The organism is Flavobacteriales bacterium (genome assembly GCA_025210805.1).
Taxonomy (GTDB): domain Bacteria; phylum Bacteroidota; class Bacteroidia; order Flavobacteriales; family CAJXXR01; genus JAOAQX01.
On the sequence record JAOAQX010000026.1, the window covers coordinates 26,801 to 53,561 of the forward strand.

The 26,761-nt window shown below is 33.0% G+C and carries 26 protein-coding genes; 15 read left to right on the forward strand and 11 right to left on the reverse strand.

The annotated features are described in order from the left end of the window. The first annotated feature begins 53 nt into the window (after positions 1–53). The 7 genes from N4A45_09825 to N4A45_09855 all read left to right on the forward strand — a co-directional run bounded on the left by N4A45_09825 (position 54) and on the right by N4A45_09855 (position 7,876). Positions 54–680, forward strand: a complete 627-nt coding sequence (locus tag N4A45_09825; protein MCT4665518.1) for a hypothetical protein — start codon at positions 54–56, stop codon at positions 678–680. Positions 681–766: 86 nt separating this feature from the next. After that, the gene (locus N4A45_09830; protein MCT4665519.1) at positions 767–1,198 is read left to right on the forward strand and encodes a hypothetical protein; all 432 of its coding nucleotides are present in this window, start codon (positions 767–769) and stop codon (positions 1,196–1,198) included. Positions 1,199–1,521: 323 nt separating this feature from the next. Continuing rightward, on the forward strand, positions 1,522–1,965 hold the full coding sequence (locus N4A45_09835; GenBank protein MCT4665520.1) for a hypothetical protein: 444 nt from the start codon (positions 1,522–1,524) through the stop codon (positions 1,963–1,965). Then, positions 1,962–2,816 (forward strand): tetratricopeptide repeat protein, encoded by an 855-nt coding sequence (locus tag N4A45_09840; GenBank protein ID MCT4665521.1) that lies wholly within the window; start codon positions 1,962–1,964, stop codon positions 2,814–2,816. The genes N4A45_09835 and N4A45_09840 overlap by 4 nt, the downstream gene beginning before the upstream one ends. A 339-nt stretch (positions 2,817–3,155) precedes the next feature. Next, positions 3,156–4,763, forward strand: coding sequence for a CTP synthase (locus N4A45_09845; GenBank protein MCT4665522.1), 1,608 nt, complete (start codon positions 3,156–3,158; stop codon positions 4,761–4,763). Between the two features lie 3 nt (positions 4,764–4,766). Then, positions 4,767–6,593, forward strand: a complete 1,827-nt coding sequence (yidC, locus tag N4A45_09850) for a membrane protein insertase YidC (GenBank protein MCT4665523.1) — start codon at positions 4,767–4,769, stop codon at positions 6,591–6,593. A gap of 176 nt (positions 6,594–6,769) precedes the next feature. Further along, positions 6,770–7,876, forward strand: coding sequence for a glycosyltransferase family 4 protein (locus tag N4A45_09855; protein MCT4665524.1), 1,107 nt, complete (start codon positions 6,770–6,772; stop codon positions 7,874–7,876). Positions 7,877–7,959: 83 nt separating this feature from the next. Here the strand turns inward: N4A45_09855 and N4A45_09860 are convergent, their stop codons facing one another. The 3 genes from N4A45_09860 to N4A45_09870 all read right to left on the reverse strand — a co-directional run bounded on the left by N4A45_09860 (position 7,960) and on the right by N4A45_09870 (position 10,551). Continuing rightward, positions 7,960–9,177: a bifunctional 3,4-dihydroxy-2-butanone-4-phosphate synthase/GTP cyclohydrolase II gene (locus N4A45_09860; GenBank protein ID MCT4665525.1), complete on the reverse strand. Its 1,218-nt coding sequence runs from the start codon at positions 9,175–9,177 to the stop codon at positions 7,960–7,962. Between the two features lie 101 nt (positions 9,178–9,278). After that, positions 9,279–9,803: an HAD-IIIA family hydrolase gene (locus tag N4A45_09865; protein ID MCT4665526.1), complete on the reverse strand. Its 525-nt coding sequence runs from the start codon at positions 9,801–9,803 to the stop codon at positions 9,279–9,281. Continuing rightward, positions 9,790–10,551 (reverse strand): DUF2520 domain-containing protein, encoded by a 762-nt coding sequence (locus tag N4A45_09870; protein ID MCT4665527.1) that lies wholly within the window; start codon positions 10,549–10,551, stop codon positions 9,790–9,792. Before N4A45_09870 ends, N4A45_09865 begins: the two co-directional genes overlap by 14 nt. Positions 10,552–10,673: 122 nt before the next feature. Between N4A45_09870 and N4A45_09875 the strand changes: the two genes are divergently transcribed. Further along, positions 10,674–11,099: a DUF2147 domain-containing protein gene (locus N4A45_09875; GenBank protein ID MCT4665528.1), complete on the forward strand. Its 426-nt coding sequence runs from the start codon at positions 10,674–10,676 to the stop codon at positions 11,097–11,099. A gap of 276 nt (positions 11,100–11,375) precedes the next feature. Here N4A45_09875 and N4A45_09880 read toward each other — a convergent pair whose 3' ends face one another. The 5 genes from N4A45_09880 to N4A45_09900 form a co-directional block, all read right to left on the reverse strand. Then, positions 11,376–12,728, reverse strand: coding sequence for an FAD-dependent monooxygenase (locus N4A45_09880; GenBank protein ID MCT4665529.1), 1,353 nt, complete (start codon positions 12,726–12,728; stop codon positions 11,376–11,378). A gap of 5 nt (positions 12,729–12,733) precedes the next feature. Next, a complete protein-coding gene (gene kynU / locus N4A45_09885; protein MCT4665530.1) occupies positions 12,734–14,011 on the reverse strand; it encodes a kynureninase in 1,278 nt (425 codons plus the stop codon). Between the two features lie 20 nt (positions 14,012–14,031). Further along, complete coding sequence (locus tag N4A45_09890) at positions 14,032–14,835, reverse strand: hypothetical protein (protein ID MCT4665531.1); 804 nt, start codon at positions 14,833–14,835, stop codon at positions 14,032–14,034. Between the two features lie 32 nt (positions 14,836–14,867). Then, complete coding sequence (locus N4A45_09895) at positions 14,868–15,650, reverse strand: carboxypeptidase-like regulatory domain-containing protein (GenBank protein MCT4665532.1); 783 nt, start codon at positions 15,648–15,650, stop codon at positions 14,868–14,870. Between the two features lie 82 nt (positions 15,651–15,732). Beyond that, entirely contained in the window at positions 15,733–16,896 is a 1,164-nt protein-coding gene (locus N4A45_09900; GenBank protein ID MCT4665533.1) for a hypothetical protein, read from the reverse strand. Between the two features lie 372 nt (positions 16,897–17,268). Between N4A45_09900 and N4A45_09905 the strand changes: the two genes are divergently transcribed. Then, positions 17,269–17,571, forward strand: a complete 303-nt coding sequence (locus N4A45_09905; GenBank protein ID MCT4665534.1) for a hypothetical protein — start codon at positions 17,269–17,271, stop codon at positions 17,569–17,571. A 21-nt stretch (positions 17,572–17,592) separates the two neighbouring features. On the opposite strand, the gene N4A45_09910 is transcribed toward N4A45_09905, so the two are convergent. The 3 genes from N4A45_09910 to folK all read right to left on the reverse strand — a co-directional run bounded on the left by N4A45_09910 (position 17,593) and on the right by folK (position 20,540). After that, complete coding sequence (locus N4A45_09910) at positions 17,593–18,699, reverse strand: DNA helicase PriA (GenBank protein ID MCT4665535.1); 1,107 nt, start codon at positions 18,697–18,699, stop codon at positions 17,593–17,595. A gap of 19 nt (positions 18,700–18,718) precedes the next feature. Further along, positions 18,719–19,855 carry an SPFH domain-containing protein gene (locus N4A45_09915; protein ID MCT4665536.1) on the reverse strand — a complete coding sequence of 379 codons (1,137 nt, stop codon included), beginning with the start codon at positions 19,853–19,855 and terminating at the stop codon, positions 18,719–18,721. Between the two features lie 181 nt (positions 19,856–20,036). Further along, on the reverse strand, positions 20,037–20,540 hold the full coding sequence (gene folK / locus N4A45_09920; GenBank protein ID MCT4665537.1) for a 2-amino-4-hydroxy-6-hydroxymethyldihydropteridine diphosphokinase: 504 nt from the start codon (positions 20,538–20,540) through the stop codon (positions 20,037–20,039). Between the two features lie 318 nt (positions 20,541–20,858). Here folK and N4A45_09925 point away from each other — a divergent pair, with 318 nt between their 5' ends. The 6 genes from N4A45_09925 (at position 20,859) to N4A45_09950 (ending at position 26,754) form a co-directional block, all read left to right on the forward strand. Continuing rightward, entirely contained in the window at positions 20,859–21,221 is a 363-nt protein-coding gene (locus N4A45_09925; protein ID MCT4665538.1) for a hypothetical protein, read from the forward strand. Between the two features lie 239 nt (positions 21,222–21,460). Beyond that, complete coding sequence (pyrH, locus tag N4A45_09930; protein MCT4665539.1) at positions 21,461–22,171, forward strand: UMP kinase; 711 nt, start codon at positions 21,461–21,463, stop codon at positions 22,169–22,171. A 15-nt stretch (positions 22,172–22,186) separates the two neighbouring features. Further along, on the forward strand, positions 22,187–22,819 hold the full coding sequence (locus tag N4A45_09935; protein ID MCT4665540.1) for a tRNA-(ms[2]io[6]A)-hydroxylase: 633 nt from the start codon (positions 22,187–22,189) through the stop codon (positions 22,817–22,819). 8 nt (positions 22,820–22,827) lie between these two features. Beyond that, on the forward strand, positions 22,828–23,436 hold the full coding sequence (locus N4A45_09940) for a DUF4290 domain-containing protein (protein ID MCT4665541.1): 609 nt from the start codon (positions 22,828–22,830) through the stop codon (positions 23,434–23,436). A 65-nt stretch (positions 23,437–23,501) separates the two neighbouring features. Next, a complete protein-coding gene (locus N4A45_09945; protein ID MCT4665542.1) occupies positions 23,502–24,257 on the forward strand; it encodes a polysaccharide biosynthesis/export family protein in 756 nt (251 codons plus the stop codon). 4 nt (positions 24,258–24,261) lie between these two features. Next, the gene (locus tag N4A45_09950; GenBank protein MCT4665543.1) at positions 24,262–26,754 is read left to right on the forward strand and encodes a polysaccharide biosynthesis tyrosine autokinase; all 2,493 of its coding nucleotides are present in this window, start codon (positions 24,262–24,264) and stop codon (positions 26,752–26,754) included. The last annotated feature ends 7 nt before the right edge of the window (positions 26,755–26,761 follow it).

The window sequence follows — 26,761 nt, forward strand, 5'->3', positions numbered from 1 at the left end:
TATGAAACATTCACCCCTACATTAATTTATAAGGGGAATTAAATATATTGAGTATGAGATACTATGTACTAGTAGTGTTGTTTGTTAAGATTTTTGCAACTAATGGGCAAGACTCAATTGCATTGATACATAAAGTTTCATTAGAAAAAGATGTCTTTTATTTATCAGATGAATATCACTTTCAAAAATCAGGTAGGGATATTGATATTCAACTTTTGGAATTTTATGTTTTAGACAGAAATGTAAGGAATGTGTTTATCGAATCTGGGCATGTTACAGCTTATATCATTAATCGATATTTAGAAACAGGCGATGAAAATTTTTTATGTCAACTTGTTCTCTCTAAAACCTATGAGAATTTTGTTTTTTTTCTTAAAAAAGCAAGACAAGTCTATAAAATGAAGAAGTTTAAATTTTATGGAATTGATCATTACAGTTTTCATTCTGATTGGAATTACGCCATAAGAGACTTATTAAAAAGAAATATTGACTCAATTCCCGAATTTAGAAGTTACTTAAATAGGATAGAACCCATTATTTCTGGGTATTATAATAAAATGAGTTTGAATAATTTTAAAACATTAAATAATTCAATAGCAAAGAGTGAGAATTGTTATAGAATCAAGAAAGATTTCAAGAACTATTTCAGTACAAATAGGGCTTTACTGCAAAAAAAATAAATCATAACGATTTTTTAGAATTGAACTATATTATGTTCTCCGATATCACAACCAAAGATGAAGATAGAAGGTTGGATTTGACAAATATGAAATGGTACGAGAATGTTCATTTCACAATGAAAACTGGAATGACTCAAGACGGGAATTTTTATGGTAAGTTCGTTAAATATCATACACTTAACACGACGAGTTCATTTTCTAGGATATTAAACAATACTCAGTCTTCAAATTTTTACCGTAAAGTTATCCTTTGTCATTCAGAATATAAAAACTCATTTATAGGCGATAGCAAGGTGCTGCCCGAATTTACTAAAGCAAATAACTTCACTTTTTCTGTGCCTAAGAAAAGGGCTAATGAATTATTTAAACGCTTTCACAAAAGGGCAAAAACAAATTCTAAATATGAAATTATTCCGACAGGACGATTTAAAAAATTTGCAGGTAGATATATCTTACTGATTAAAAATGACACTCCAGCTGATACAAGACTAAAATTCTGTGGTGATGGTGGATGGTAAAAGAAACAAAGCTACTCAGATTAAAAAAACATAAATAAGCTATAGCTATCCATAACGAATAAAATCAATCATTAACCTAATAATTAAACTTTTAACATAAAAATTTTACTATTCCAGTTTATTTTTTTCAATTTAGATGGAGCACCCATCTTATTTGGAAGATTTGAGGCTAAAATGATTAATAGAATTGACAAAAATGATACGATATTCATCCGAAATGGAATTTTTAAATTGACTTACGAATAAACAATGAACTTCTAAAGTTTACTTTATATCCAACATCCAATTAACCCGTTGTGCAATCAGATTATATGAAATTTTCTATGAAGAGAATAATTTTTACCAATATTTTATTCATTTTACTTTACAGCTGTTCAAATGATAGATATTCCTTGTGTGGTCTTGGTATAAAATATCCTTATTATTACACCGAACTTTCTTATGAAGGTGAACTATTTGCGATTTCCAAAATTTTCGATAAACAATATATTCCTGTTAAAAATGGCACCAATCGCTCTGGGATAATTACCGTTTTTTTTGACATTAATTGCCATGGAAGAACTGGAAATTTTCGATATAAAACATTAAACTTTGATTACCTACCCATAGACTTAAACCCAGATATTATAGACCAAATTTTAACAATCACAAAGACATTGGATGATTGGAATCCAGGAGTGAATGAGAAAGGAAACAATGTTAATTCCTTTATGTTTTTAACATTTAAAATAAAGGATGGACAACTAATTAATATATTGCCAAAATGAAAATTATAAAAAGGATACTTAAATTATTAATGGGTATTATTATATCTTTCATAATAATACTTACAATATTATACCTTACCTACCCAAAACCCTTTTTCCATTTTGAATTATTAATAGGTAATAAACTTAAATGGCATGGGTTAGAACAAAAAGGTGACTATTTTATTAGAAAAGGCCTAAATAGTATAGACGGAGATAAAAGGTTGAAATATGGTGAAATTTATCGTTACGCTTCAATTCAAGATTTAAAAAATGGAAATTATCAACAAGCTTTTAAACATCTGAACAAAGCAGCTCAAATTGACCCAGAAGTTGATGGATATTTTGGGTGGGTACTTTTGTATTATTTCAAAGATTATAAACGTGCCTTATTCCATTTAAAAAAATATAAAGAATATCACAAAGATAATGTCGCATTTGTAGGAGACGATCATGTTTCTTACGCTATTGGTCTTTGTTACAAAAACTTAAATCAACATGAATTGGCATTAATCAACTTTGATGATGCAATTTCAAGCTTGTTATCTCAATATACGGAAGAATGGATCACTCACCAAATGTATTTTCAAAAAGCAAGAACACTTCATTCATTAATGCGTTATGATGAGGCATTAAAATTTTATAATAGTTCTTTAATAATTTGGCCCAAATCTTCCGAAACATATTTCTATAAGGCCCTCTTATTTGAAGAAATTAATAAGAAAGGCAAGATGTGTGAATCTTTAAATAAATCTTACTCACTCATAAAAGATGGCTATAAAAATATTGATGTTTATATATCATTTTTTGATGAGATTTACGAATTACAGGTTTTAGAAACCCTAAATAATAACTGTAAAGATGACTATTAAAGATTTGTTTATCACAAAGAACCACATAAATCCTAATGGGTTTGGCAAAGTGAAAAATCAGTTGGGGAAGTGTCCAAAAGTAATCGGTATTACCATAGTAAATACTCTACCGTTTGATGTTCAAAGTTTGGCTTTACTTCAAAGGGGGGATTTTACCCATTTTAATTTGTAATTAAACCAATATTCGATTCTCAATAAAAATTTTCTTTCGTTGTTCTGTAGAAAATTCACTTGAACTGACAGAAGGATAAAAATTCTATTCTCTATAAAAATCTAAGATGAGAATTCTGATAGCACATTTTTTTGTCATAATTTTGCGTGACTTTAAAAAAGAAAAAGATGGCTCAGTCTAAATATATTTTTGTCACGGGAGGGGTAACTTCATCACTTGGAAAAGGGATTATCGCTGCTTCTTTGGCAAAACTTCTGCAAAGTAGAGGGTACTCGGTTACGATTCAAAAACTTGACCCTTACCTCAATGTGGACCCAGGAACACTTAATCCTTATGAACACGGAGAATGTTATGTAACCCATGATGGTGCAGAGACGGATTTAGATTTAGGACATTACGAGCGTTTTTTAAATACGCCAACTTCTCAGTCTAATAATGTAACCACAGGTAGAATATATTCTACAGTTATTGAAAAGGAAAGACGTGGGGACTTCTTGGGAAAAACGGTTCAAATTATCCCTCATATTACCAATGAAATCAAAAACTTTATCCAAATTCTTGGAGAAAGTGGTGACTATGATATTGTTATCACAGAAATTGGAGGAACTGTTGGAGATATAGAATCGCTACCATATATAGAAAGTATGCGTCAGATGCTTTGGGAAAAAGAAGGAGATTGTATTGTGGTACATCTTACCTTGATTCCATACCTAAATGCAGCTGGGGAATTGAAAACAAAACCCACTCAGCACTCTGTTAAGATGCTTCAACAAAGTGGGGTTCAACCCGATGTATTGGTGTGTAGAACAGAGCATGAACTTACTGATGATATCAAAAGAAAATTGGCACTTTTCTGTAATGTAAAAACAGAACAAGTAATTGAGTCCTTGGATGCCGATACGATTTATGATGTCCCTAATCTTATGCGTGCAGAACGCTTAGACGAGGTAGTTTTAGATAAACTAAATTTACCGAAAGGAAAACCTGTTGACCTTACTAAATGGAATGATTTCTTAACCAAATTAAGAAATCCGAATGATGAAGTAAATATTACTATCGTAGGAAAATATACAGAACTTCAAGATGCCTATAAGTCCATTTCGGAAGCATTTATCCACGCAGGAACACATAATCAGGTAAAAGTGAAAATTAACTGGTTGCATTCTGAATCTTTAACAGCTGATAACACCATAGAACAGCTCCAAGGAACACACGGAATTATGGTGGCTCCAGGATTTGGAGAAAGAGGAATTGATGGAAAATTAGTAGCGGTACAATATGCTCGTGAAAATAAAATTCCTTATTTCGGAATTTGCCTTGGAATGCAAATGGCGGTTATTGAATTTGCCAGAAATGTCCTTGGGTATAATGAAGCTCATAGTCTTGAAATCAATCCAGATACTCCACAACCTGTGATCAGCATTATGGAAGAGCAAAAGAATATCTCAAATATGGGAGGAACGATGAGACTCGGTGCTTGTGCTTGTAAAATAGAGCCTGGTTCAAAGGCTCACTTGGCTTACCAAGAAACGGATATCACAGAAAGACACCGACACCGTTTTGAGTTCAATAACCAATACCGTGAAGAGTTTATTGCTAAAGGAATGAATCCAACAGGATTAAATCCGAGTACAGACTTGGTAGAAATTGTAGAAATCCCAGATCATCCGTGGTTTGTGGGAGTACAGTTTCACCCAGAATATAAAAGTACAGTGGAAAAGCCACATCCATTATTTATCGAATTTGTAAAAGCAGCTATCGAATACAAAAACTAGACTATGCTAAACAATCAAAACAAAGGATTTGACAAATCATCAATTGTAGGAATGGTCCTCATTGGAGTGATTCTTATATGGATGCAATATGCATTTTCGGATGATCAAGAAAAAGAAAATCCTAAAGACAAAACAGAACAAACACAAGAAGCCAATACAAGTAAAACGGTAGAAAATAAAGCAGAAGAATCTGTTTCTAGTACTCCATTTGCCCTTGTAGATTCTAATGGGCAAACTGTTGCTCAAGAAAGCACTATCTATACTTTAGAGAACGAAAAAGTAAAGATAGAGATCGATTCCAAAGGGGGACGTGTGGTTTCTGCATACCTAAAAGAATATACTACTTGGGAAGAAAAGCCTGTAAACCTCATCCATAAAGATAAATCTGCTTTTGATTTAGTTTATGCACAGCAAGGAAAGAAAGTACATACTCAAGATATGTATTTCCAAGCTCAGGAGCAAAAAACAGATGATGCCCAAATCCTTGCATTAAGTTATAAAGATGCAACAGGAGCTACGGTTTATTTCAAATATTCTTTGAAAAAAGATGACTATCGATTGGCTTTCCAAATTAGCTCAACTGGTTTAGAAAATCAATTAACGATGGATTCTCAAGCTAAGCTGAATTTTCAAATAGATGCACCTAGACAAGAGAAATCTGTTTCTAACGAAAGAAATTATAGTTCTGTTTACTATAACGAAACTGGAGAGGGAGTAGATGAGTTATCAATGTCTTCTTCTGATGAAGAAACCATAGAAAGTGTAGATTGGATTGCTTTTAAGGATCAGTTCTTTGCAACCATATTTGAGCCTAATTCTAGTATCAAAAACGCACAACTTGCTACTGTAAGATATGAAGATGAAGAAACTAACTATGTTAGAAAAATGTCTTTAGCTTATGCTCTACCGATCAAAAGGGAATTGAATTATGATTTCAATTTATACTTTGTACCTAACCACTACAAGACTTTAAATGATTACAAAAAAGACTTTCATTACCTTGTAGATCTCGGTTGGGGAATTTTCGGATGGATTAACCGCTTCGTGGTTATTGAGCTTTTCCACTTATTAGAAGGTTGGAATCTGGGATATGGAATCATTATTTTTATTATGGCATTGGTGATCAAATTGGCTTTATTCCCATTCACCAAAAAATCATACACTTCGGCAGCAGCCATGAGGGTTTTAAAACCTCAACTAGATAAAATAAAAGAACAGTATCCAGATGACCAAATGAAACAACAGCAGGAACAAATGGCACTCTACGGCAAAGCTGGGGTGAGTCCTTTGAGTGGTTGTTTACCTCTTTTGGTTCAAATGCCTATTCTTTTTGCCTTATTTAGATTCTTCCCTGCATCTATAGAACTTAGACACGAAAGTTTCCTTTGGGCAGATGATTTATCTACTTATGATGTTATTGCTAATTTACCTTTTGAAATTCCATTTTATGGGGCACATATCAGTTTGTTTGCTCTTTTGATGGCAGGTTCTTCTTTCTTACAGATGATTTACAACCAGCAAACTTCATCTATGGGAGATAATGAGCAAGCTAAGATGATGAAGAATATGATGTACTTTATGCCGATCATTTTCTTGGGGGTAATGAACTCTTATGCTTCTGGACTTTCTTACTACTACCTTATTGCCAACTTAATGACCTTTGGACAACAATGGTGGATAAGAAAAAACACCAATGATGCAAAAATTCTTGCTAAAATAGAAGCCAACAAAGCCAAAAGATCAAATGGTGAAGGTGGTGGTGGAAACCGATTCCAAAGAAGAATGGAAGACATGCTTAAACAACAACAAGATATGAAGAATAAAAAATAATACGATTTACTGTATTCACTTATTACTCTATCGTAAATTATCACCATAAAGGGTATATTTTCACAAAAAAAGAAAATTCATAGGAATTTAACGAGAAAAAGGGAGGCTATGCCTCCCTTTTTTATATTTTTGTATTCAGAAATCAACTTGAACAAAGAATACAAATTTAACTTTAGATGAAAATTGCCTTTGATGCTAAAAGAGCTTATCATAACACAAGTGGACTAGGAAACTACTCTAGAGACTTAATCAAAATGCTTGCAACAAGCAATCCATCTTGGAACTTATTTGCATTTAATACTAAAAAAAGTCATCAATATAGCTTTAACCAAAATAATGTAAAAGAAATTTTACCTAAAGGACTCGCCAAAAATTTCCCGTCTTATTGGAGACGATCAAGAATCCTTAAAGAAGCTAATTCTTTGGGTGCCGACATTTTCCATGGACTCAGTAATGAAATTCCTACTGGCAAAGTAAAAAAAACCAAAACAGTCGTGAGTATTCACGATACTATTTTTATTCATCATCCAGAGTGGTATCAATCAGTAGATAGAAATATTTATCTACGTAAAACGGCACATGCCTGTAAAAATGCAGACAGAATTGTTGCGATAAGCGAAACTACAAAACAAGATTTAATTTCTTTCTTTGATGCAGATGAAAACAAAATTGACGTAATCTATCAAAGCTGTCACCCTACTTTCTTGGAAAAAAGAAATAGTGAGACTAAAGAAAAAATTCGTGAAAAATATCAACTACCCAAAGACTTTATTCTCTGCGTAGGAACTATTGAAGAACGTAAAAATATTTCGATAGTATTAGATACCATAGCCAAAAGACCTGACCTTCCATTAGTCATTATTGGGAAGAAAACAAGTTACTGGAAAAAAATAGAATATAAAATAGAAAGACTTCAAATGGAACATCGAGTTTTTGTTCCGGAAGTTAACAATATGGAAGATTTGGCAGGAATTTATCAAATGGCAAAAGTCTTTATCTATCCTTCACTAATGGAGGGTTTTGGAATTCCTATCATTGAAGCTTTATTTTCTGAATGCCCTGTAATTACTAATTACAAAGGAGTATTCCCCGAGGCAGCCGGACCTGATTCTCACTTGGTAAATACCGAAAATATTGCTGAAATTCGAGAAAAGATTGACTGGATTATCAATAACCCAGAAGAATCTCAGAAAAAAATAGAGAAAAGCAGACAATTTGCTCAAAAATTTGAAACAAAAAACTTACTCCCTCAATGGGAAAAACTTTATAAAAGCATGATTTAAACACCCTTGTTAAATCAAAAAAAAGTGATCTGAATTTCTGATCACTTTTTTTATGTTTTCACTTTCTTATACCGTTTACAGTATTATTTAAAATCTTGTTTGAGCTCATGCCCCATTTTATCTTTCTTTGTTTTCAAATAAAAATCATTGTACTCGTTACTTTCTATCTCAATAGCAACATTTTCAACAATTTCTAATCCGTAACCAATCAAACCTTTCCTTTTTCTAGGATTATTAGACATTAATCGAATTTTTGAAATCCCCAAATCTTTTATAATCTGAGCTCCTACTCCATATTCTCTTTCATCGCCTTTAAAACCTAGTTTTAGATTTGCCTCAACGGTATCAAAACCTTCTTCTTGGAGTTTATAGGCTTTTAACTTATTTACCAATCCAATCCCTCGACCTTCTTGATTCATATATACCACAACGCCTTTTCCTGCCTCTTCGATCATTTGCATCGCCTTTTCTAACTGAGGACCGCAATCGCATCTACAAGAACCAAAAATATCTCCTGTGATACAAGAGGAATGAACTCTTACCAAAACAGGTTCATCTTTGTCCCATGTACCTTTATATAATGCTAAATGGTTTTTTCCATTGTTTATTTGCTCGAATGCTGCTAATTTGAAATTCCCTTCTTTTGTAGGCATTTCAACAGTTTCAAGATGCTCGATTAAACTTTCTTTTTCCATTCTATAGGATATTAAATCTTCAATTGAAATGATTTTTAAATCAAATTTCTTTGCTATATCCATAAGTTCTGGCAAACGAGCCATACTTCCGTCTTCATTCATGATCTCTACAATCACTCCTGCGGGAGCAAAGCCTGCCATTCTAGCTAAATCGATAGCGGCTTCTGTATGTCCAGCTCTTCTTAGAACACCTCCTTCTCTAGCTTTTAAAGGAAAAATGTGCCCAGGTCGAGATAAATTCTCAGGGTTGGTTGTTTTGTCCACCAAAGATAGAATCGTTTTCGCTCTATCCGATGCCGAAATCCCTGTTGTTACCCCATCTCCTACTTTATCTACAGAAATGGTAAAAGCAGTGTTATTGGGATCCGTATTTTTCCCTACCATAAGGTCTAGGTCTAATTCTTTACACCTTTGCTCAGTAAGAGGGGTACAAATAAGACCTCTACCGTGCATAGCCATAAAGTTGACCATTTCGGGAGTTATTTTCTCTGCAGCACAAACGAAGTCTCCTTCGTTTTCTCTGTTTTCGTCATCCACTACAATAACTACTTTACCATGCTTTATATCCTCTAAAGCTTCGGTGATGGAGTTGAGTTTTGTTTGCATTTACTTATGATTGTTTGCACAAATTTACCAAATCCTTTGGGAGTTTGGGTTTGATATAATTAAAGTTCTTTTCAAAGACTTATGAAATCCGTAAAACTAGGTTAATGAGACTCTATTTTTGTATTTTCCTCCCAATCTCCTTTGGTACGCATTACATGCTCTATGAATTCTCTTACACAACCTTCTCCTCCATTCAAGGGAGAAATATAGGTGGCGATATTCTTGATCTCTGTTGCTGCATTTTTAGGACAAGCTGGAAGAGCCACTTCTTTCATTACTTCCCAGTCTGGTAAATCGTCCCCCATATAGGCTAAATCTTCTAGTTGGATATCATAACAAGCCATCAAATCCTTTAAACATTCCATTTTATCATGAGCTCCAAGATACACATCATAAATCCCGAGATAATGCATTCTTTTTCGAACAGATTCTGACCTTCCGCCTGTAATTATGGCAACTTTATAACCTTTTTCCATTGCCAATTTCATGGCATAACCATCACGGGTATGCATCTCCCTGAGTTGATCTCCATTGGGCATAATAATGACTTTACCATTTGTTAGCACGCCATCTACATCAAACACAAAGGTGCTGATATTCTTCATTGTTTCTTTAAAATTCTCCATGTCTTTTTATAATTTGATCACTAAGTATTTTATAAATATTTTGATAATCTTCTGGATAAGATTTTAAAATACTTTGGTGTTTCTTTATCGTTTTAAAGTCCTTTCTTTTTGCTGGACCCGTTTGTGCCTCAAAAGCGGTAAGGCTTGTTAGTTTCTCAATAGATTCTTCTACTAATGGAAGAATAATTTTAGGATTTAAACCTTCTTTCTCTAATATTTCTTGTGAAAAATCTATCATTAAATTTGAAAAATTTGAAGCAAAAACCGCTGCCAAATGAAGTTTTAATCTTTGGGTAGAATCTATGATAGAATTTCCCGACAAAAATCGCATAGCCATTGTTTCTAACTCATTGATTACCTCTACATCGCTTCCTTCAATTAGAATATGAATTTTTTCAAATAAAACTTCTTTTGATTTAGTAAACGAATGTAATGGATAAAAAACACCTTTTCTACTTGATTGTAAACTGGAAATATCCGTTGCTCCTGAACAGTGAATATGTATTCCTCTTTCGGATATTTGCTGAGATAAATGGGCTATTACATCATCTGGAACACAAAAAAACAAAAGTAATTTCTCCGAAAAATCTTGTATATCTTTAAGTGCCTTTGCATTGACCAGATCAGCTAATTCTTGAGCATTCTCGTGATTTCTAGAATAGATTTCTTTAATCTGATATCCTGTTTCATCCATTTTTTTTGCCAAATGGAAAGCGATATTTCCAGAACCGATGATTCCTATTTTCATAATGATTTCTTTTCTATTCTCTCACAAAACTTCAATTTTGTGTAATAAAGTTTAATGTTTCACGTTGAATTCTTTCAAATTTAGTAGATTATTTGTATTTTTTCATCATGAAAACAGTTACTATGAAGAATTTATTTTTAAACCTATTAGCCTTTTTATTATTTCAATCCTCTTTTGGACAGAACATTGTTGGAGAATGGAATAATATTGACCCTGAAACTCAAAAAGTAAACTCTACCATTACCATCACCAAAAGGGGTAATGAATATTTTGGGGCAATTACACATATTTCAAACCCTGCAAAAAGGAATGAAATATGTACAAAATGTAAAGGCGACTTAAAAGGTAAACCTATGCTTGGATTAGAAATCCTAAGAAATCTTAAAAAAAATGACGATATTTTTGATGGTGGTAAAATCCTTGACCCAAAATCTGGAAAAGATTACAAATGTAAAATCTGGGTTGACGAAGATGATGCAAACACCTTAAATGTGCGAGGATATATCGGTTTTTTCTATAGTACCCGTACTTGGGTTAGAAAAAAATAGTCCTAACTATTCATACTCACAAAAAAGCCTTATTGTTATAAAACGATAAGGCTTTTTTCTCATTTCTTAACTCACTTTGATACAGAATCCTTGTTAAAAATACACCGATTTTGATGTTATTTACCTATAAGTTCAGTTTCCTTTTCTGAGTATTCCGTTTCCGTTGTAGAACATCCCCCTTCCCCCCTTCAAAAGGGGGCTTAAATTAGTGTGTGTAAATTAAAACCATACATAATCTAATTCGACTTCCCCAAAAAAAACTAGAGTCATTTTTAATTATAATCTATTAAGAATAGCGTTTTCTACCTCTTTGCTATCCCATATTGCTTCTATATTTTCAAAAGATGCCATTACTTCATCCATAATCTTAGATTGCTTTATCCCTATTTCCCATGCATCTGCATAAGGTGTATGGCTAAATGTGACCATAGAATAAAGTGGAACCCATTTGTCTGGATGGTTTTTAAGCATTTTCTTTTCGATCTTTTTACGGAGCAAAAACTCTACATCAGCAGTTTTATCACGCATTTCGATAAAATTATACAATGCCAAATCAGCAATTGCATCCGCATTTCTTTTTCTAGCTTTTTGATATTGATCTAGGATTGCGTCCCAATCATTTTTATCTGCTGCCCTTTCAATAATCTCGTGTAAAACGGTGCAATCTTCAAAACCGGCATTCATTCCTTGCCCATAGAAAGGTACAATTGCATGAGAAGCATCGCCAATTAAGGCAGTATTATTTCTTACCCAAGGGTAGGATCTGATAATACAGAGTGATGAGGTAGGATTTTCATTATAATCTGCAATCAAATCTGGAATTAACTCAAGAGTATCTGGGAAGTGTTTTTTAAAAAATGCCATTACTTTAACATCGTCTGTTAATTGCTCAAAAGATTCTTCCCCCTCAAAAGGTAAAAATAAAGTACAGGTAAATGAACCGTCAAGATTAGGCAAAGCGATTAGCATGAACTCCCCTCTTGGCCAAATATGTAAAGCATTTTTTTCTAGTTTATGACTTCCGTCTGGATTAGCTGGAATTTCTAATTCTTTATACCCATGATCAATATAGTCTTGCTGATAATCAAATCGATCTGTTCTTTGCATAGAGGCTCTCACTTTTGAGAATGCACCATCTGCTCCAAAAATTAAATCTGATTGATTGGTGAGTTCTTCACCAGTTTCTGTATTGGTGAGTTTTAGACTCGTTTCCTTTAAATTAACCCCTCTACACTTATGATCAAAAGTGACAGTGACATTTTCGTGTTTTTCTGCCAAGGTGATCATCGCATTATTCAAACCTCCACGAGAAACAGAATAAATTGCTTGGTCATCAATTCCATAAAACTGCTCTGTTAGACTTCCGTCAACAGCATGCATTACACGCTTATACATAGGTATAGCATGTTTTCTAATTTCATCAGATATTCCCACAATATCCAATGCTTTCCATCCTCTATCAGAAAGTGCCAAATTGATGGATTTCCCAGCGTAAGCAGACTCTTTTCGAGAATCTGACCTGGCTTCAAAAATATCTACTTTATGACCTTTTTGTGCTAGAACAAGTGAAAGCAATGATCCTACTAATCCTGCTCCAGCAATTTGAATATGTTTTTTTTCTGTTTGCATCATTTCTAAGAAAGTTTATTTAGGGCGTTTTCTAGCGCTTTCCCAAATTTATAAATATCTGTAAAACTATTATATAAAGGTACGGGAGCAATTCTAATAACATTAGGCTCTCTCCAATCGGCAATTACCCCTTCTTCTGTTAATAGATCAAAGAATTTTTTATCATAACCATGTACAAATAGAGAAAACTGGCAACCTCTAGCTTTTTCTTCTTTTGGAGTGATTAATTCTACCACTTTTTTTCCTTGAGATGCATCTACTTCATTCAAAACAAAATCCATAAAATCTCTTAGCTTTTTAGCCTTATTTTGAATATTCTCCCAGCCTGCTTTTTCAAAAATATCTAAAGATGCTCTATAAGCTGCCATTGCTAACACAGGGGCATTACTGGTTTGCCAAGATTCAGCAGTAGGAATAGGAACAAAACCTTTTTTCATTTCAAAACGATCTGATTTTCGATATCCCCACCAGCCTGCAAATTTGTGAAGTTCTTCGTTTTCATGATGTTTTTCATGCACGAAAATACTAGAGATGGATCCTGGTCCTGAGTTTAAGTATTTATAAGAACACCAAGCGGCAAAATCCACTTCCCAATCATGAAGATGTAAATCAATATTCCCTGCTCCATGTGCTAAATCCCAACCTACAGTTATACCTTTCTTCTTGGCTGCTGCTGTAATGGTTTTCATATCAAAAACCTGACCTGTATAATAGTTTACTCCACCAATCATGAGCATGGCAATCTGATCACCTTCTTTCTCAATAGTCTCTAAAATATCTTCGGTTCTCAATGTGTATTCACCTGCTCTTGCCGTCATTTCTAGAATAGCATCTTCTGGTTGATAACCATGAAACTTCACTTGAGATTCTAGTGCATATTGATCTGATGGAAAAGCGTTTTCTTCACATAAAATTTTATACTTCCCTTTTGTTGGACGATAAAAAGAAACCATTAGTAAGTGCAAATTCGTAGTCAAAGTATTCATGGCTACTACTTCTGTTGGCTTTGCTCCAACAAGTTTTGCAAGGCTATCGCTAAATCTTTCATGATAAGGCATCCAAGGATTTTTTGCATGAAAATGCCCTTCTACCCCATGAGTTTCCCAATCTTGTAATTCTGTCTCTATGGCTTTTCGGGCGCTTTTAGGCATTGCACCTAAAGAGTTTCCTGTAAAATAAATAGATTCTTTTCCTTGATATTTAGGTATGTGAAATAAATCTCTGAAAGATTTTAATTCATCTTGCTCATCCAGTTGTTGAGCATATTCTAAGCTATAATTCATTGTGGTATTTTTTCCAGCCTCTAAGTTATCACAAATCCTCGTTCTACAAAAAGACTTATGACATACAAAATTGGAATAGATTCTAAAGCAATGGTAAAAAGAAAGTCTGGTGCGTTTTTACGGAGCATTGGAACAAGTTTTAAAAAAACTAGCACAGCGATAAGTAAAGACCAAACTGGCTCCAAAAAAATATAAGTAAATCCGGCCCAAACAAACATATTAAGGGTAATAATTATGGGCATATCTACCCGATCTGCAAAGTGTTTTTTTAGAATATTTTCTTCTCCGTCATATTCTATATCTCGGAAATCGAAAGGTAGCGTTAAAGAGAATATGAGTAAAAAATTACTAAAGAATAAAATCCAATGGTTATCAAATTTAATTTCTCCAGACATTTCGTAGGGAATACTCACCGTAACTACGGACCAAATAAAAGCGATTAAAAAAGTTTTGAGATATGGGAGCTTTCTTAAACTCCACCATTTATTTTTGGTTTTTATAAATGGAATGGTGTAAAACACCACTGAAAAACCAACAATGACCACCCAAACAAGAGCCTCTCGCCAATTACAATTAAAAAAGAAATGATAAAAGGCATAACCTAAAGATAACGTCATTGTAATTCCAAGATGGTTCATGAATTTATCTAAAAAACTAAGCCTTTCCTCTGATGCTTTTTCTGAAAAATAAATATGCCTGCTCAATCTGTGAAAGTGATAAACTCCATTGGATCCAAGAAATACTGTAATAATATAAAAGATATCGAGCTTCACCCCAAAATACACATAGCTTGAAACTGTAAGCATAGCTACGCTAAGTGACATTATCAAATTACTTTGTGAAAGAAATGTGAGCATTAATTGAATCCTAATTCCCGATCTATTTCTTCTTCTTTTATTAATGAAAAGAAGGCTGGGGTTTTTGATTGCATAAAAAGAACCATCTGATAATAATCTTTAATTTTCAGTAAATGATTGAATAGTGGTTCTGTAGAACAAAAGTAAATAAATCTGTTAATATCTTTTGGAAGAATATTCATTTTGGAAAACAGACTGTCTCCAAAATGAACCCTAACACTTTCTAGTTCTGACGACTGATTCTTCAACATATGAAGTTTTTTCATATCCTTCACATACTGACTTCCTCCCATAAAAACATTAGCTATTAATGAAGAACCAGCATAACTAAGTTCTCTTTCTTCATAAGTTTTATTTATTGGACCGGTATCCCAAGGTAAGTCAAGATTTTTGATTGCTTTTGCGGCATCGTCATCATCTCCAAAATGTTTTCTATACATAGAAAACCCTTCAGAAAGTACTACTTCATTCAGTTCAAAATTCTTTGGAAAGAGTAACACTTCTAGTATTCCTTTAAAATTTTCTTCAAGTATTATCAGGTCTTGATTTTGTAAATTGACAGCCGAAAACCTTAAAGTATCTCCCGCTTTTGCAGAAATTTCAAAGTATCCATCTTGACGATTTGTGGTTCCTTTTTTTGACCTGAGATTAATAATATTAATTGGAATTTTTTCCTGAGATACAATTTTCACGACTCCTTCTACTTTTTTCTCTTGTGCAAAAGAATTTTGAGAAGAAAACAATAATAAAAAAGCGAAAAATATTTTTAAAAAATTTGTCAAATCAATCAATTTGTAGCAAATAAAACCAAAAATTATCATCAAAAGAAACCTTTTAATTGGCTTTGGTATTAATTCACTTATATTAACCCACTACAGGATGTCTTTCAAAAGGAATGTTTTCATCTATCATATACCGATAAGTGATCAGTTTTCTGTGTACATTAGTATCCAGGCGTTCTACAATTTTTAACATTTTGGGATTAAAATCACCTATCCAGTTTAAAGTAGTTTCTTCATAAGAAACTCGATGCTTAACATGATCAGAAAACCACTTCACCATCACTCCTTCAATTCCCTGTCCTTGAAATTCTTTTACTACTCCAAAAATTAGTCCAATCATTATTTTTGGTTTTTTGGTCATTTTATAATACATGAACTTCAATTTTCCAATCAAATTTAATTTAGAACCAACATGTCTAAATATTTCATTGAGCTCAGGGATATTTATATAAAAAGCAATTGGTTTTCCTTCATTAAAAACAAAAACAATTATTTTTTTGTCCATAATAGGTTTCATGCTTTTTATCAACTTTAGTGCAACTTCTGGTTTCATTGCTTTAAAATTCTTAAAAGAACCTCCCCATGCACTATTATAAATAGTAACAAAATAGGAAGCAATTTCTTTTATACTCATCCCTTCGGCTGTTTTTACTTCGAGCTTTCCAGATCGCATGGCTAGATTGTATTTTCGTACAAAAATTTCTTGAGCAGGAACATCAAGACTTCTGTGAAACACAAATTGCTCAAAATAATTTTGAAAACCATAATTTTCAATCAGCTTTTGGTAATAAGGCAAATTGTACCCTTGATTATAGCTTGGAATTGCTGTAAAATTCTCCACTACACAACCCCAAAACTTATCTCTTTCTCCAAGGTTAATGGGACCATCAACTGCTTGAACACCCAATTTTTTTAAAAAATCTATAGCGGTATCAAATAATACATTTGCCGCTTCTTGGTTATCAATGCATTCAAAAAAACCTATTCCGCCTACCTTTATTTTTTCGGCTTTATATGTTTTCTGGTTCAAAAAGGCGGCTATTCTACCTAATGGTTGGTTATTATCATCAAACAAAACATAACGTTTACACCATTCTGCCTTATAAGCCTTATTTTTTTCTGTAAAAGTATTTTTTACTTCATTATCTAAAGGCTGAATCCAATTCTTATCTTTATGATAAATTTTTTTTGGAAGTTCATAAAAAGCTTTTTCTAACGCCGGAGCATCAACTTCGTGAATATGCATGAGTTTGTTTTTTTAACAAAAACAAAGGTAAGAATTTGATAAGACCAAATGAAATTAAGAAGAAGAGATATAGAAATCAACTAGATTACATAACAATGTTCAGCTAAAAAAAAGCTGATTTGTAACTTTATTATATAAAGTGTGAAATAAGGTAATTTTTCTGGGAAATAGCCTAAAAAATATTTTAAACTATTGTCGATAAAAAATATTTATTCCCGAATTTTGCCTTGTAAATATATATAACATTCCTAATCGAAAGACGAATATCGCGCCATTTGTCTTTCGATTTTTTTTTGTGATTTTATTTTTGATGACACAAAATGTCACTCCTTATTCTGTACTTTGTTCTATTAACCTATGAACTAGACCAAAATGAATACAGGAATTCAAAATGCCGAAAAAATACGGGACTTTTTTACAGGAACCAATGAAGATAACATGGTTCTACAAATGATTCCCTGTTTAAATAAAAAAATCTATTTAGCTTCTAAAACAGAGATATCAGAAAAAAGCATAAATCTATACATCAGATCACTACTAGACTGCGATATTAAACTGAGTCGTTATATCCATAATAGAATTGTAGGAAAAGGTTCTGTTTCACAATATATATTTATAGGAAACAGCTTAGAAGAGCATGAAAATATTTTAGGAATGGTTATGCTTCCCCATTAGTGTTTTTTTTTCAAATTAAGACTAAGAACTTGCGATAATGATTCCGACAACAATAAGAATGAACACAACCGTAAAGAATATTTTCCAGAAAGAATAAGGTCTTTCACCATGAATAGTCCCGTTTTGTCCATTTACATAAAACGTATAATTCTTTCCCCCATAACGATAATTCGAAATATAAACTGGTAATAGGATTTGCTTGAAGGTTTCCTCAAAAAGTCTTTTATTTAATTGAGATATTCTTTGCGTATCACCTCCTATATCACCTCTTGCCCAATCATGAGCCAAAGAATCTGCAAATTCTTGTGCTTTTATATGCCCATCTTTTAAGGAGATCGTATATTTTTCTGTTACAAACCCCACTAAATAACTTCTGTCAAAGGGAACTAATGCTTGAAGATTCCAGTTTACAATTTTCTTTGGGAAAATCCTTTTCGCTTTTTGGGAAGCGTTCACTAAGGTATCGTCCACAAAACCTGTAAGGCTTCCACTTGCAGGATACCATCTTACTTTTTGCACCTGTCTGGTTTCGTTTCTAGAATTACCATTTTCATCATTCACTGTGTATGTTTCTGTTTCATAGTAATATTCTCCTCTCTGCCCACTATATTCCACATACATTTGTGCATCAAAAGTCCAAAAAGGCGTATAAACTCCTTTAAGTTGATCTGTTTGCAAACTTGCTTTTTTGAATTTATTGGGAGCAAACCATCTAGATTTCGCCCAACTCTGAAAACGTAATTGAGCCTTTTTTTGGTCGATTTGAAAAGGTAAAATTGCTCCAGGAAGTATCCAATTTTCTTGATACTGATCTTTAATATCCAAAGGACTGGTACAGAAAACACAAGCGAGAGTTTTCATGTGTGATTCAATATGTTGCTCTGCTCCACACTCTTTGCATTTCACCATAGAAATTTCTTCCTGCTGATGCGAAGTCTCACCAAGTCTTTCTAGATGCTCGTATAAATCGAGTTCTTGAATTCCTTCATCTTTGGGATCTTCTTCTATTTGCTCTTGATGACCACAATAGCCACACTTGAGATAAGTAGAGCCGGGTTGATAATGAAACTCGGCTCCACAGTTTTTGCAAGAATGTTTTTTATGACTTTCTTGTTCGTTTTTTTGCATTTTTTAGATGAACTAAGGTTTATGACATTGGAGGAAGAGGAGGCGGTGTCAATCCGTTAACTTTTTGGTATTCTTCAAGAGTATTGAATGCTGCCCAATTTGCCATTCCCATTTTCCAAACCAAAGTATCACCAGAAATTGTTTTTTGTTTAAATAGATCTATTAATCTCTGAAGATTTATAGGACCTATTTGTGCTCCATTTTCTGCATAAAAATATTGAGTTTCTTGTGGCAATGGCGGAGGTGCGGCGTTCCCCACAGTTTGGTTGTTTTGTTGAGTATTTTGATTTTGTTGAGCGAATGCATTCCCAAATTGGTTTGCCATCGCAAATCCCATTCCCATACCCATTCCAGCTCCTGCAGTACCACTTTCATTGGCTGCTGCAATTTCCATAGCTTTTGCAGATTTGAATTTCATGAGTTTATCCATATCCACTTTGTCTAAACGACTGTACTCAAAAATTTCTTTTTTGAGTTCTTCTGGCATAGACACATTTTCTACAAAGAATTTTTCTACAGAAAGCCCTACAGATTTGAATTCCGCCTGCAAAATATCTTGACAAAGTTCTGAAAGTTCATTGGAGTTCGCGGCATAGAGTTCTATGGGGATATTTGCTTCCCCTGTGGCATCTGTAAATCTTGTAGAAATCAAACTTTTTAGGTGTTCGCTAATTTCATAAGAAGAAAAATGTCCATCAGTACCCACAATTTCTTTGATAAATTTAGCGGCATCATCTATTTGGAAAGCATAGGTTCCAAAAGCCCTTATCTCCACAAGACCAAAGCGGTCATCATTTAAAATTATAGGTGACTTTGTTCCCCATTTTTCGTTGGTAAATAATTTTGTTGATACAAAATAGATTTCAGCTTTAAAAGGAGAATTAAATCCATACTTCCATCCTTTTATTGTGGAAAGTACTGGAAGATTCTGTGTACTCAATGTATAAGTACCAGGAGTAAACACATCAGCCAATTGACCCTCTGAAACAAAAACGGCAGTTTGCCCTTCTCTAACAATTAGTTTTGCTCCATTTTTAATTTCGTTTTGATAACGCTCAAAGCGATGTGCGATGGTATCATTGCTGTTGTCAAGAAACTCAACAATGTCAATAAATTCGTTGCTTAATTTTTCTTTAATTTTATCAAATAGTCCCATAATATTTTGTTTTTATGATAATATGAAAACTTGATTCTTTTTTTTTCTAAAATCAATTCGTTTTCATGGAGATAAATTTAAGAATTCCCTGTTGAACCTCAAAACAACTTTAAAGCTTACTCAATGTTTTTTTAAGTGATTTAACAGTTTTTATCTAAATAGTACAAGAATCAGCTCTCTATCAAAAAGTATCAAACCAACTATTTGAAAGAACTTTTTCCAATAATTCTTTATCTGGGCAATCTTGTACTAATTGAGTAATTGTTTTGTGTAAAACAGGATGTGTCCAGTGTGGAGTGATCTCTAGCATTGGAATCAACACAAAGTTTCTATCACTCATTCTTGGATGGGGAATTATGAGGTTTTTACTTTGAATAATTTGTTCTTCATAAGCAATGATGTCAAGATCTATTGGTCGATCCTCATATTCACCAATTATTGTTCGTTTTCTACCAATCTTATTTTCAATACTTAATATTTCATTCAAAAATCTCTTAGGCTCAAACAAGGTCTCTATCCACAAACATCCATTATAATAATCTGCTCCTGAATATCCCCAGCTCTTAGATTTATACAAAGAAGAAATGGACGAAACTTCGCCTAAATTTCTTAACTCATCAATAGCAAAAAGAATATTCTTAATTCTAGATCCTTGGTTGCTACCAAAAGAAAGAAGGTATTTCAATTTTATTGGTGTCAAATAGTTTGATATAAAACAATAATTTATGTTGTTCTGCCTTTACAGAGCAGAAACAAATTTAAAGTAAAATGAATTAACAATTTCATAACTTTGAAAATTTCCTCTTTTTTGGATAGCGTTTTTATTGATATACCTATACATTAAAAGCTTTTAGAACGTAAAAAATAATCTTATTTTGTTTTAACGAGCATTCTTACCCAATAATCGACAAAACTCGCAATGTTAACTTAATGTTAATATTAATTTGGTTAAATGTAAATTTATTGTTAACTTTGCCTTAGTATTAATTCAAAAACTAATGCCATGAAAACTTTTATATACACTTTAATCATACTATTATTTTCAGCTAATTCATTTGCTCAAGAAGTTACAAAAGATAGATACACCGTTAAGGAAACTCACATATTTGTAGAAAGAGTAAGCAAAAAAAATATCATCCTTGAAAAAGGATCTTATCTTAAAAACGGAAAATTAGATGGAAAATGGGTTGCTTATCATACAGATGGAACCATAAAAAGTATTGCTGAATATCAGAATGGAGAAAAAGTAGGAAACTGGCTTCACCATGACCAGTTTACAGGAAAAACATTCCAAGTATCTTATGATCAAAATATGGTCGCAAGCATCGTAGAAACTGACAAGACGAGCTTGGTTATCGAGGACTAAAAATTCTTTTTCAATTTGTTTGTTTAACCCCAAAAGGCTAATAATTGCTTTTTGGGGTATTTTTTTTTATAAAAAATAGGCACTATTTTCAATAAGAATAGAGGATTTAAAAAGAAGAAATTCAAACAATAAAATTTACAAAAAAAAGAAACAACCTAAGCATTCAACTAAAAAAAGCCTGTATCTTACCAATCTTAAAAACATTATCATAAATTTGAAGCCGTAAAAAAAGAGAAAAGATGAAATATCAAAGAGTCTTAATTAAGTTAAGCGGAGAATCCTTAATGGGAGAACAAAAATTTGGAATCCTTCCTGAAATGCTTACTCAATATGCCTTAGAAGTTAAATCAGCCGTAAAACATGGTGCTCAGGTTGCTGTAGTAATTGGAGGTGGTAATATTTTCAGAGGGCTTAATGCAAAAGGATCTGATATTCATCGAGTTCAAGGAGATCAAATGGGAATGTTGGCAACAGTAATTAATGCACTTGCCTTACAAAGTGCATTAGAAGCAAATGGTGTGGATACCCGAGTGATGACAGCCGTTAAAATGGATCAATTAGCAGAACCATTTATCAGAAGAAAGGCAATAAGACATTTAGAAAAAGGACGTGTAGTAATCTTTGCTGGTGGAACAGGAAACCCGTTCTTTACCACAGATTCAGCAGCGGCACTAAGAGCTTCTGAAATAGAAGCCAATATCATTCTTAAAGGTACACGTGTGGATGGAATCTACAGCGCTGATCCAGAAAAAGACCCAACAGCAACTAAATATGACCAAATATCTTTTGCTGATGTTTATGATAAAAACCTCAATATAATGGATATGACTGCCTTTACGATGTGTAAAGAAAATAATATTCCGATTGTCGTATTTGATATAAACAATAAAGGTAACTTATTGAACGTTCTTGAAGGTGAAAAAATTGGAACCTTAGTATCCAACCAATAAGAAACCATTTACTCAATGACCAAAAAAATCAAGTATACCCAAGAGGAAATGCTGGATCCAGTAAAAATCTTGGGCTTAAAAATGTCTACTGACCCTAGGTGGGTCAACATCCAAGAGAAAAATCTTGCTGACATTTTGAATGATCATGCATTTGCAGAACAGAAAGCAACAAGTTCATGTATATCTTTGATTGTACGATACTGGGATAAACCAGATATTGTTGAAAAGGTAACTCCTGTTGTAGCCGAAGAATGGGCACATTTTAGGATGGTACTTAGGGAAATGGAAAAAAGAGGAATAGAACTGCAAAAACCACAAAACGATAATTATGTTCATAAATTATTGAGTTTTTGTAGAAAAAACGTTCCTCTTGAGGTAAAAATGCTTGATCAACTACTGGTTTCAGCCATGATAGAAGCGCGTTCCTGTGAACGTTTTAGACTCTTGTCACTTTATTGTTCAGATACTGATTTAAGAGATTTTTATTATGACTTCATGGTTTCAGAAGCCGCTCATTATACCATGTTCATTAAACTAGCCGAGAACTATTTCTCTAGAGAAGAAGTAAGAGAAAGATGGAATGAATTCCTTGAATATGAAGCAAAATTCTTAGAGGAATATGTGGGAGAAGAAGGTAGAATACACTAAAAATATTGATGATGAAAATGGAAATGACCTATAACTCAGAACTTGAACCCCTTTTGATGCCAGAATATGGTCGAAATGTTCAAAAAATGGTGTCTTACTTATTAAAAATAGACAACCGTGAACTCAGAAATCAACAAGCTCAAAATGTTATCAGTGTAATGGGGAATTTAAATCCTCATCTAAGAGATACTCCAGATTTTCAGCACAAACTTTGGGATCATTTATTTATCATGTCTGCATATCAATTAGATGTAGATTCGCCATACCCGATTCCAAAACCAGAAGAACTTTCTCAAAAACCAGAGCCTCTACAATACCCAAAAGGGAAGATTCGCTATCGTCATTATGGAAGAAATATCCTTCAGATGATTGATTATGCCAAGACTATTGAGGATGAAGAAGAGCAACAAACTTATATTACAGCAGTCTGTAATGTAATGAAGAATAGTTATATTCTATGGAACAATAAGATGATTGAGGATGAAGTAATCATTGCTCAATTTCAACAGCTTTCAGGAAACTATTTCGATATTTCATCAGAAATAAAACTCAAGAATATGTATGTGAAAAGAAAGAAGAATCACACACAGAACAGAAATCATAGAAAACGCTCTTAGATTTTTTCCATTTTAACTAGAAACTCTCAACTATATTACTATTTTTGTGTAATAAAATGAAATCAATGTACATCAGAATAATCACATTACTTTCACTAATAATTATGGCTGCATCATGTGTACCAGTTAGCGAAATGGCATACCTTCAAACAGACAAAGCTGTAGAAGACCAAGAATATGAAGTTAAATATGACGACTATGTTGTCGGTTATAACGATATCCTTCACGTTCAAATTACTATCAAGGAAGAACAATACCTTGAACAACCCAATAGAAACTATGCCTCAGATGCCTCTTTCTTTTTGAGTGGATATACCGTTGATAAAAATGGATATATCGAACTTCCTATTCTAGGTGAGGTTTATGTTTTCGGTAGTACAATTGCTCAAATTAAGGACAGACTTTCTGAATTACTATCTTCATACTATACAAAATACGTAGTGAGAGTAAAACCAAATGGGGTAAAAATCACGATTCTAGGAGAAGTAAATAGACCAGGAGCCTATACTTTTTACCAAAATAATGTTACCATTTTCCACCTTATTGCTAGTAGTGGAGATTTAAGTACGTTCGCAAATAGAAAACAAATAAAAATCCTAAGACATACAGATGATAATGTAAAAGTCCATTATTTGGATTTAACAAATCAAGATATTTTTACCTCAGATTTTTATTATCTACAACCAGAAGATGTGATATATGTAGAACCTTTAGGTGTAAAAACTTGGGGAATAGGAACTACAGGATTTAGTAGTGTAGTTACAATTACTTCAATTATTTCTTCAATTTTCCTAGTTGTAAACGTAATTAGTAGAAGCTAAAACTATGAATGAAAACAAAATAAATAACAATCTGAGTTCACTAGGATCTAAGGGAGTTGATAATAAAGCTGATGTTAGTCTAAACATAGACTTGAAAGCTATTTTAAATTTAATATTAGCCAATTGGTATTGGATTGCTCTTTCAGTTTTAGTTTTTGGAGCTGGTGCTTATATGAAAAATAGATATGCAAAAAATATCTATTCAATGGAGCTAAAACTCTTCATTTCGCCAGATGGACAAGTAGCCTCTACTGCTGATCAAATCCAGAGAAAACAAACTTGGGTAAGACCATTAGAGTTTTATCTAAACGAAAAAGAATTTTTGAAAAGTAGAAAGATGACTGCAAAAGTTGTCAGACAACTTAATTTTGAGGTTGGATATTTACTAAGAGGAGATTACAATACCACAGAAATATACAATCAAGCACCTTTTGAAGTAGAATACGATACAATCATGTATCAACCTCTTTTTCAAGACTTTATTATTCAGCATAAAACAGACTCTTCTTACACTTTAAGCTTCACTCCATTTCCAACCACCACCTTATATAACTATGGCGAGGAAACTTATGGTTCTAAATCAAATGGTGCTGAACCACAAGAAATTAAAAAAACACTTAAATGGGGAGAATGGTATGAAGGTAAATTCGGTAGATTCCGATTAAACAAAAAGGTTGGATCTATTATGGTTCCGAGATTTCAATATGTTTTTAAATTTATTGATTACAATTCATTAGAAAACATGTACCATAATCTTACACTATCTGACGTAGATGGAGCTTCTGTTACCGTTTTATCTATGACTGGTGAAAATAAGCAAAAACTAGCTGATTATCTCAATGAATTAGCCCGTACTTATATTGATCATTCTATTGAATATCAAAAGAAAGTTTCTAGGAAAACTATTGATTTTATTGATCGACAAATCAATAAATTGAGTACAAATATTGAGAATACAGAAAGTGACGTAGCAGATTACAAAAAAACAAAAGGGGTTGTTAATTACGAAATTCAAGCCCAAGAAAAATATAAAAGACTTTCTAGCTATGATGAGAAAATTCTGGAGTTAAGAACTTCAAAAGATTATCTCAGACTCATCCAGAAAAGACTAAACTCAGCGGAAGACAAAGACTATTCAGGATTAATGTCCCCCAGTGCCGCTGGTGTTGCGGATCAATCTGTAAACAACTTAGTTAGAAGCATTCAAGGCTTAGCTTTAAGAAGAAGTGAATTAATGACATATAGTTTACCTGATGCACCTGAAGTAGTTAAGCTTACCAGTCAAATTAATAATCAAAAAGAATCTCTTCTTAGAGATGTGAGTGCCTTAATCAAATCAATAAATTCTAGAATTAGTAGTTACCAGTCTAAAGTGGGACAAGTTTCGGGGCAATTAAGACAACTACCAGATCGCCAAAAGGACATGAAAACCCTTCAAAGGCAATACGACGTAAAAGACCGTTATCTTACTTTTTTATACGAAAAGAAAGCCGAAGCAGGAATGCTTAATGCAGCAATAGAACCAAGACATAGAATTATTGACAAAGCTGAAGACAGAGGGCAAGGTCCAATCCTACCAAAAAAACGAACAACCATGATGTATGCTATTATCATGGGTCTTCTTATTCCAGTGATCATTCTTCTTATTGTTGATTTCTTCAGAACAAAGATTATTGTTGTAGAAGATATAGAAAACGTAACTAATGTGCCGATTGTTGCCACTATTACGCACGATAAATCTAAATATGATTTACCTGTTTTTGAGCAACCAAAATCAAAATTGGCAGAATCTATACGAGGTTTAAGAACAAACTTGAACTTCTTGATCCAAAAACAAGATCAACAAACAATCTTATTCACCTCCAGCTTATCTGGAGAAGGAAAAACTTTCTTAGCGATCAACTTAGCTTGTCTAAATGCATTATCAGACAAAAAAACGATATTAATTGGGGCTGACTTGCGTAAACCGAAAATTTTCAAGGAATTTAAACTTACCAATGATTTAGGTTTAAGTAATTACCTTTCGGGAGAAGCAAGCATTGAGGAAGTAACAAATGCTACGGTAAATGAAAATCTAGACGTAATCCTTTCAGGACCTGTACCTCCGAATCCTGCAGAACTATTAGAATCAAAACAATTTGATAATTTCATTACACAAATGAAAGAAAAATATGAAAGAGTAATCATTGACTGTTCTCCAATAGGGCTTGTAACAGATGCTCAAATAATTTATCATTATGCCGATTCTTTAGTTTATGTATGTCGCCAAGGTGTTACCAATAAAAACCTATTGAAAATTATCGATATCGGTTATAACAGTGGTAAACTTGATAAAGCATGTATTGCTCTTAATGGATTTAAAATTGAAAAATCCAAAGGATATGGATACGGATATGGTTATGGTTATGGATACGGATATGGATATGGATATGGGTATGGGTATCTTGATGAAGAGAAAAAAGGTTTCTTCGGAAGATTATTTAGTAGAAAAAAATAAAATAATG

Coding starts and splice junctions, on each gene's coding strand:
- N4A45_09825 (MCT4665518.1), top strand. CDS start 54: ATGAGATACTATGTACTAGTAGTGTTGTTTGTTAAGATTTTTGCAACT.
- N4A45_09830 (MCT4665519.1), top strand. CDS start 767: ATGAAATGGTACGAGAATGTTCATTTCACAATGAAAACTGGAATGACT.
- N4A45_09835 (MCT4665520.1), top strand. CDS start 1,522: ATGAAGAGAATAATTTTTACCAATATTTTATTCATTTTACTTTACAGC.
- N4A45_09840 (MCT4665521.1), top strand. CDS start 1,962: ATGAAAATTATAAAAAGGATACTTAAATTATTAATGGGTATTATTATA.
- N4A45_09845 (MCT4665522.1), top strand. CDS start 3,156: ATGGCTCAGTCTAAATATATTTTTGTCACGGGAGGGGTAACTTCATCA.
- yidC (MCT4665523.1), top strand. CDS start 4,767: ATGCTAAACAATCAAAACAAAGGATTTGACAAATCATCAATTGTAGGA.
- N4A45_09855 (MCT4665524.1), top strand. CDS start 6,770: ATGAAAATTGCCTTTGATGCTAAAAGAGCTTATCATAACACAAGTGGA.
- N4A45_09860 (MCT4665525.1), bottom strand. CDS start 9,177: ATGCAAACAAAACTCAACTCCATCACCGAAGCTTTAGAGGATATAAAG.
- N4A45_09865 (MCT4665526.1), bottom strand. CDS start 9,803: ATGGAGAATTTTAAAGAAACAATGAAGAATATCAGCACCTTTGTGTTT.
- N4A45_09870 (MCT4665527.1), bottom strand. CDS start 10,551: ATGAAAATAGGAATCATCGGTTCTGGAAATATCGCTTTCCATTTGGCA.
- N4A45_09875 (MCT4665528.1), top strand. CDS start 10,674: ATGAAGAATTTATTTTTAAACCTATTAGCCTTTTTATTATTTCAATCC.
- N4A45_09880 (MCT4665529.1), bottom strand. CDS start 12,728: ATGCAAACAGAAAAAAAACATATTCAAATTGCTGGAGCAGGATTAGTA.
- kynU (MCT4665530.1), bottom strand. CDS start 14,011: ATGAATTATAGCTTAGAATATGCTCAACAACTGGATGAGCAAGATGAA.
- N4A45_09890 (MCT4665531.1), bottom strand. CDS start 14,835: ATGTCACTTAGCGTAGCTATGCTTACAGTTTCAAGCTATGTGTATTTT.
- N4A45_09900 (MCT4665533.1), bottom strand. CDS start 16,896: ATGCATATTCACGAAGTTGATGCTCCGGCGTTAGAAAAAGCTTTTTAT.
- N4A45_09905 (MCT4665534.1), top strand. CDS start 17,269: ATGAATACAGGAATTCAAAATGCCGAAAAAATACGGGACTTTTTTACA.
- N4A45_09910 (MCT4665535.1), bottom strand. CDS start 18,699: ATGCAAAAAAACGAACAAGAAAGTCATAAAAAACATTCTTGCAAAAAC.
- N4A45_09915 (MCT4665536.1), bottom strand. CDS start 19,855: ATGGGACTATTTGATAAAATTAAAGAAAAATTAAGCAACGAATTTATT.
- N4A45_09925 (MCT4665538.1), top strand. CDS start 20,859: ATGAAAACTTTTATATACACTTTAATCATACTATTATTTTCAGCTAAT.
- pyrH (MCT4665539.1), top strand. CDS start 21,461: ATGAAATATCAAAGAGTCTTAATTAAGTTAAGCGGAGAATCCTTAATG.
- N4A45_09935 (MCT4665540.1), top strand. CDS start 22,187: ATGACCAAAAAAATCAAGTATACCCAAGAGGAAATGCTGGATCCAGTA.
- N4A45_09940 (MCT4665541.1), top strand. CDS start 22,828: ATGATGAAAATGGAAATGACCTATAACTCAGAACTTGAACCCCTTTTG.
- N4A45_09945 (MCT4665542.1), top strand. CDS start 23,502: ATGTACATCAGAATAATCACATTACTTTCACTAATAATTATGGCTGCA.
- N4A45_09950 (MCT4665543.1), top strand. CDS start 24,262: ATGAATGAAAACAAAATAAATAACAATCTGAGTTCACTAGGATCTAAG.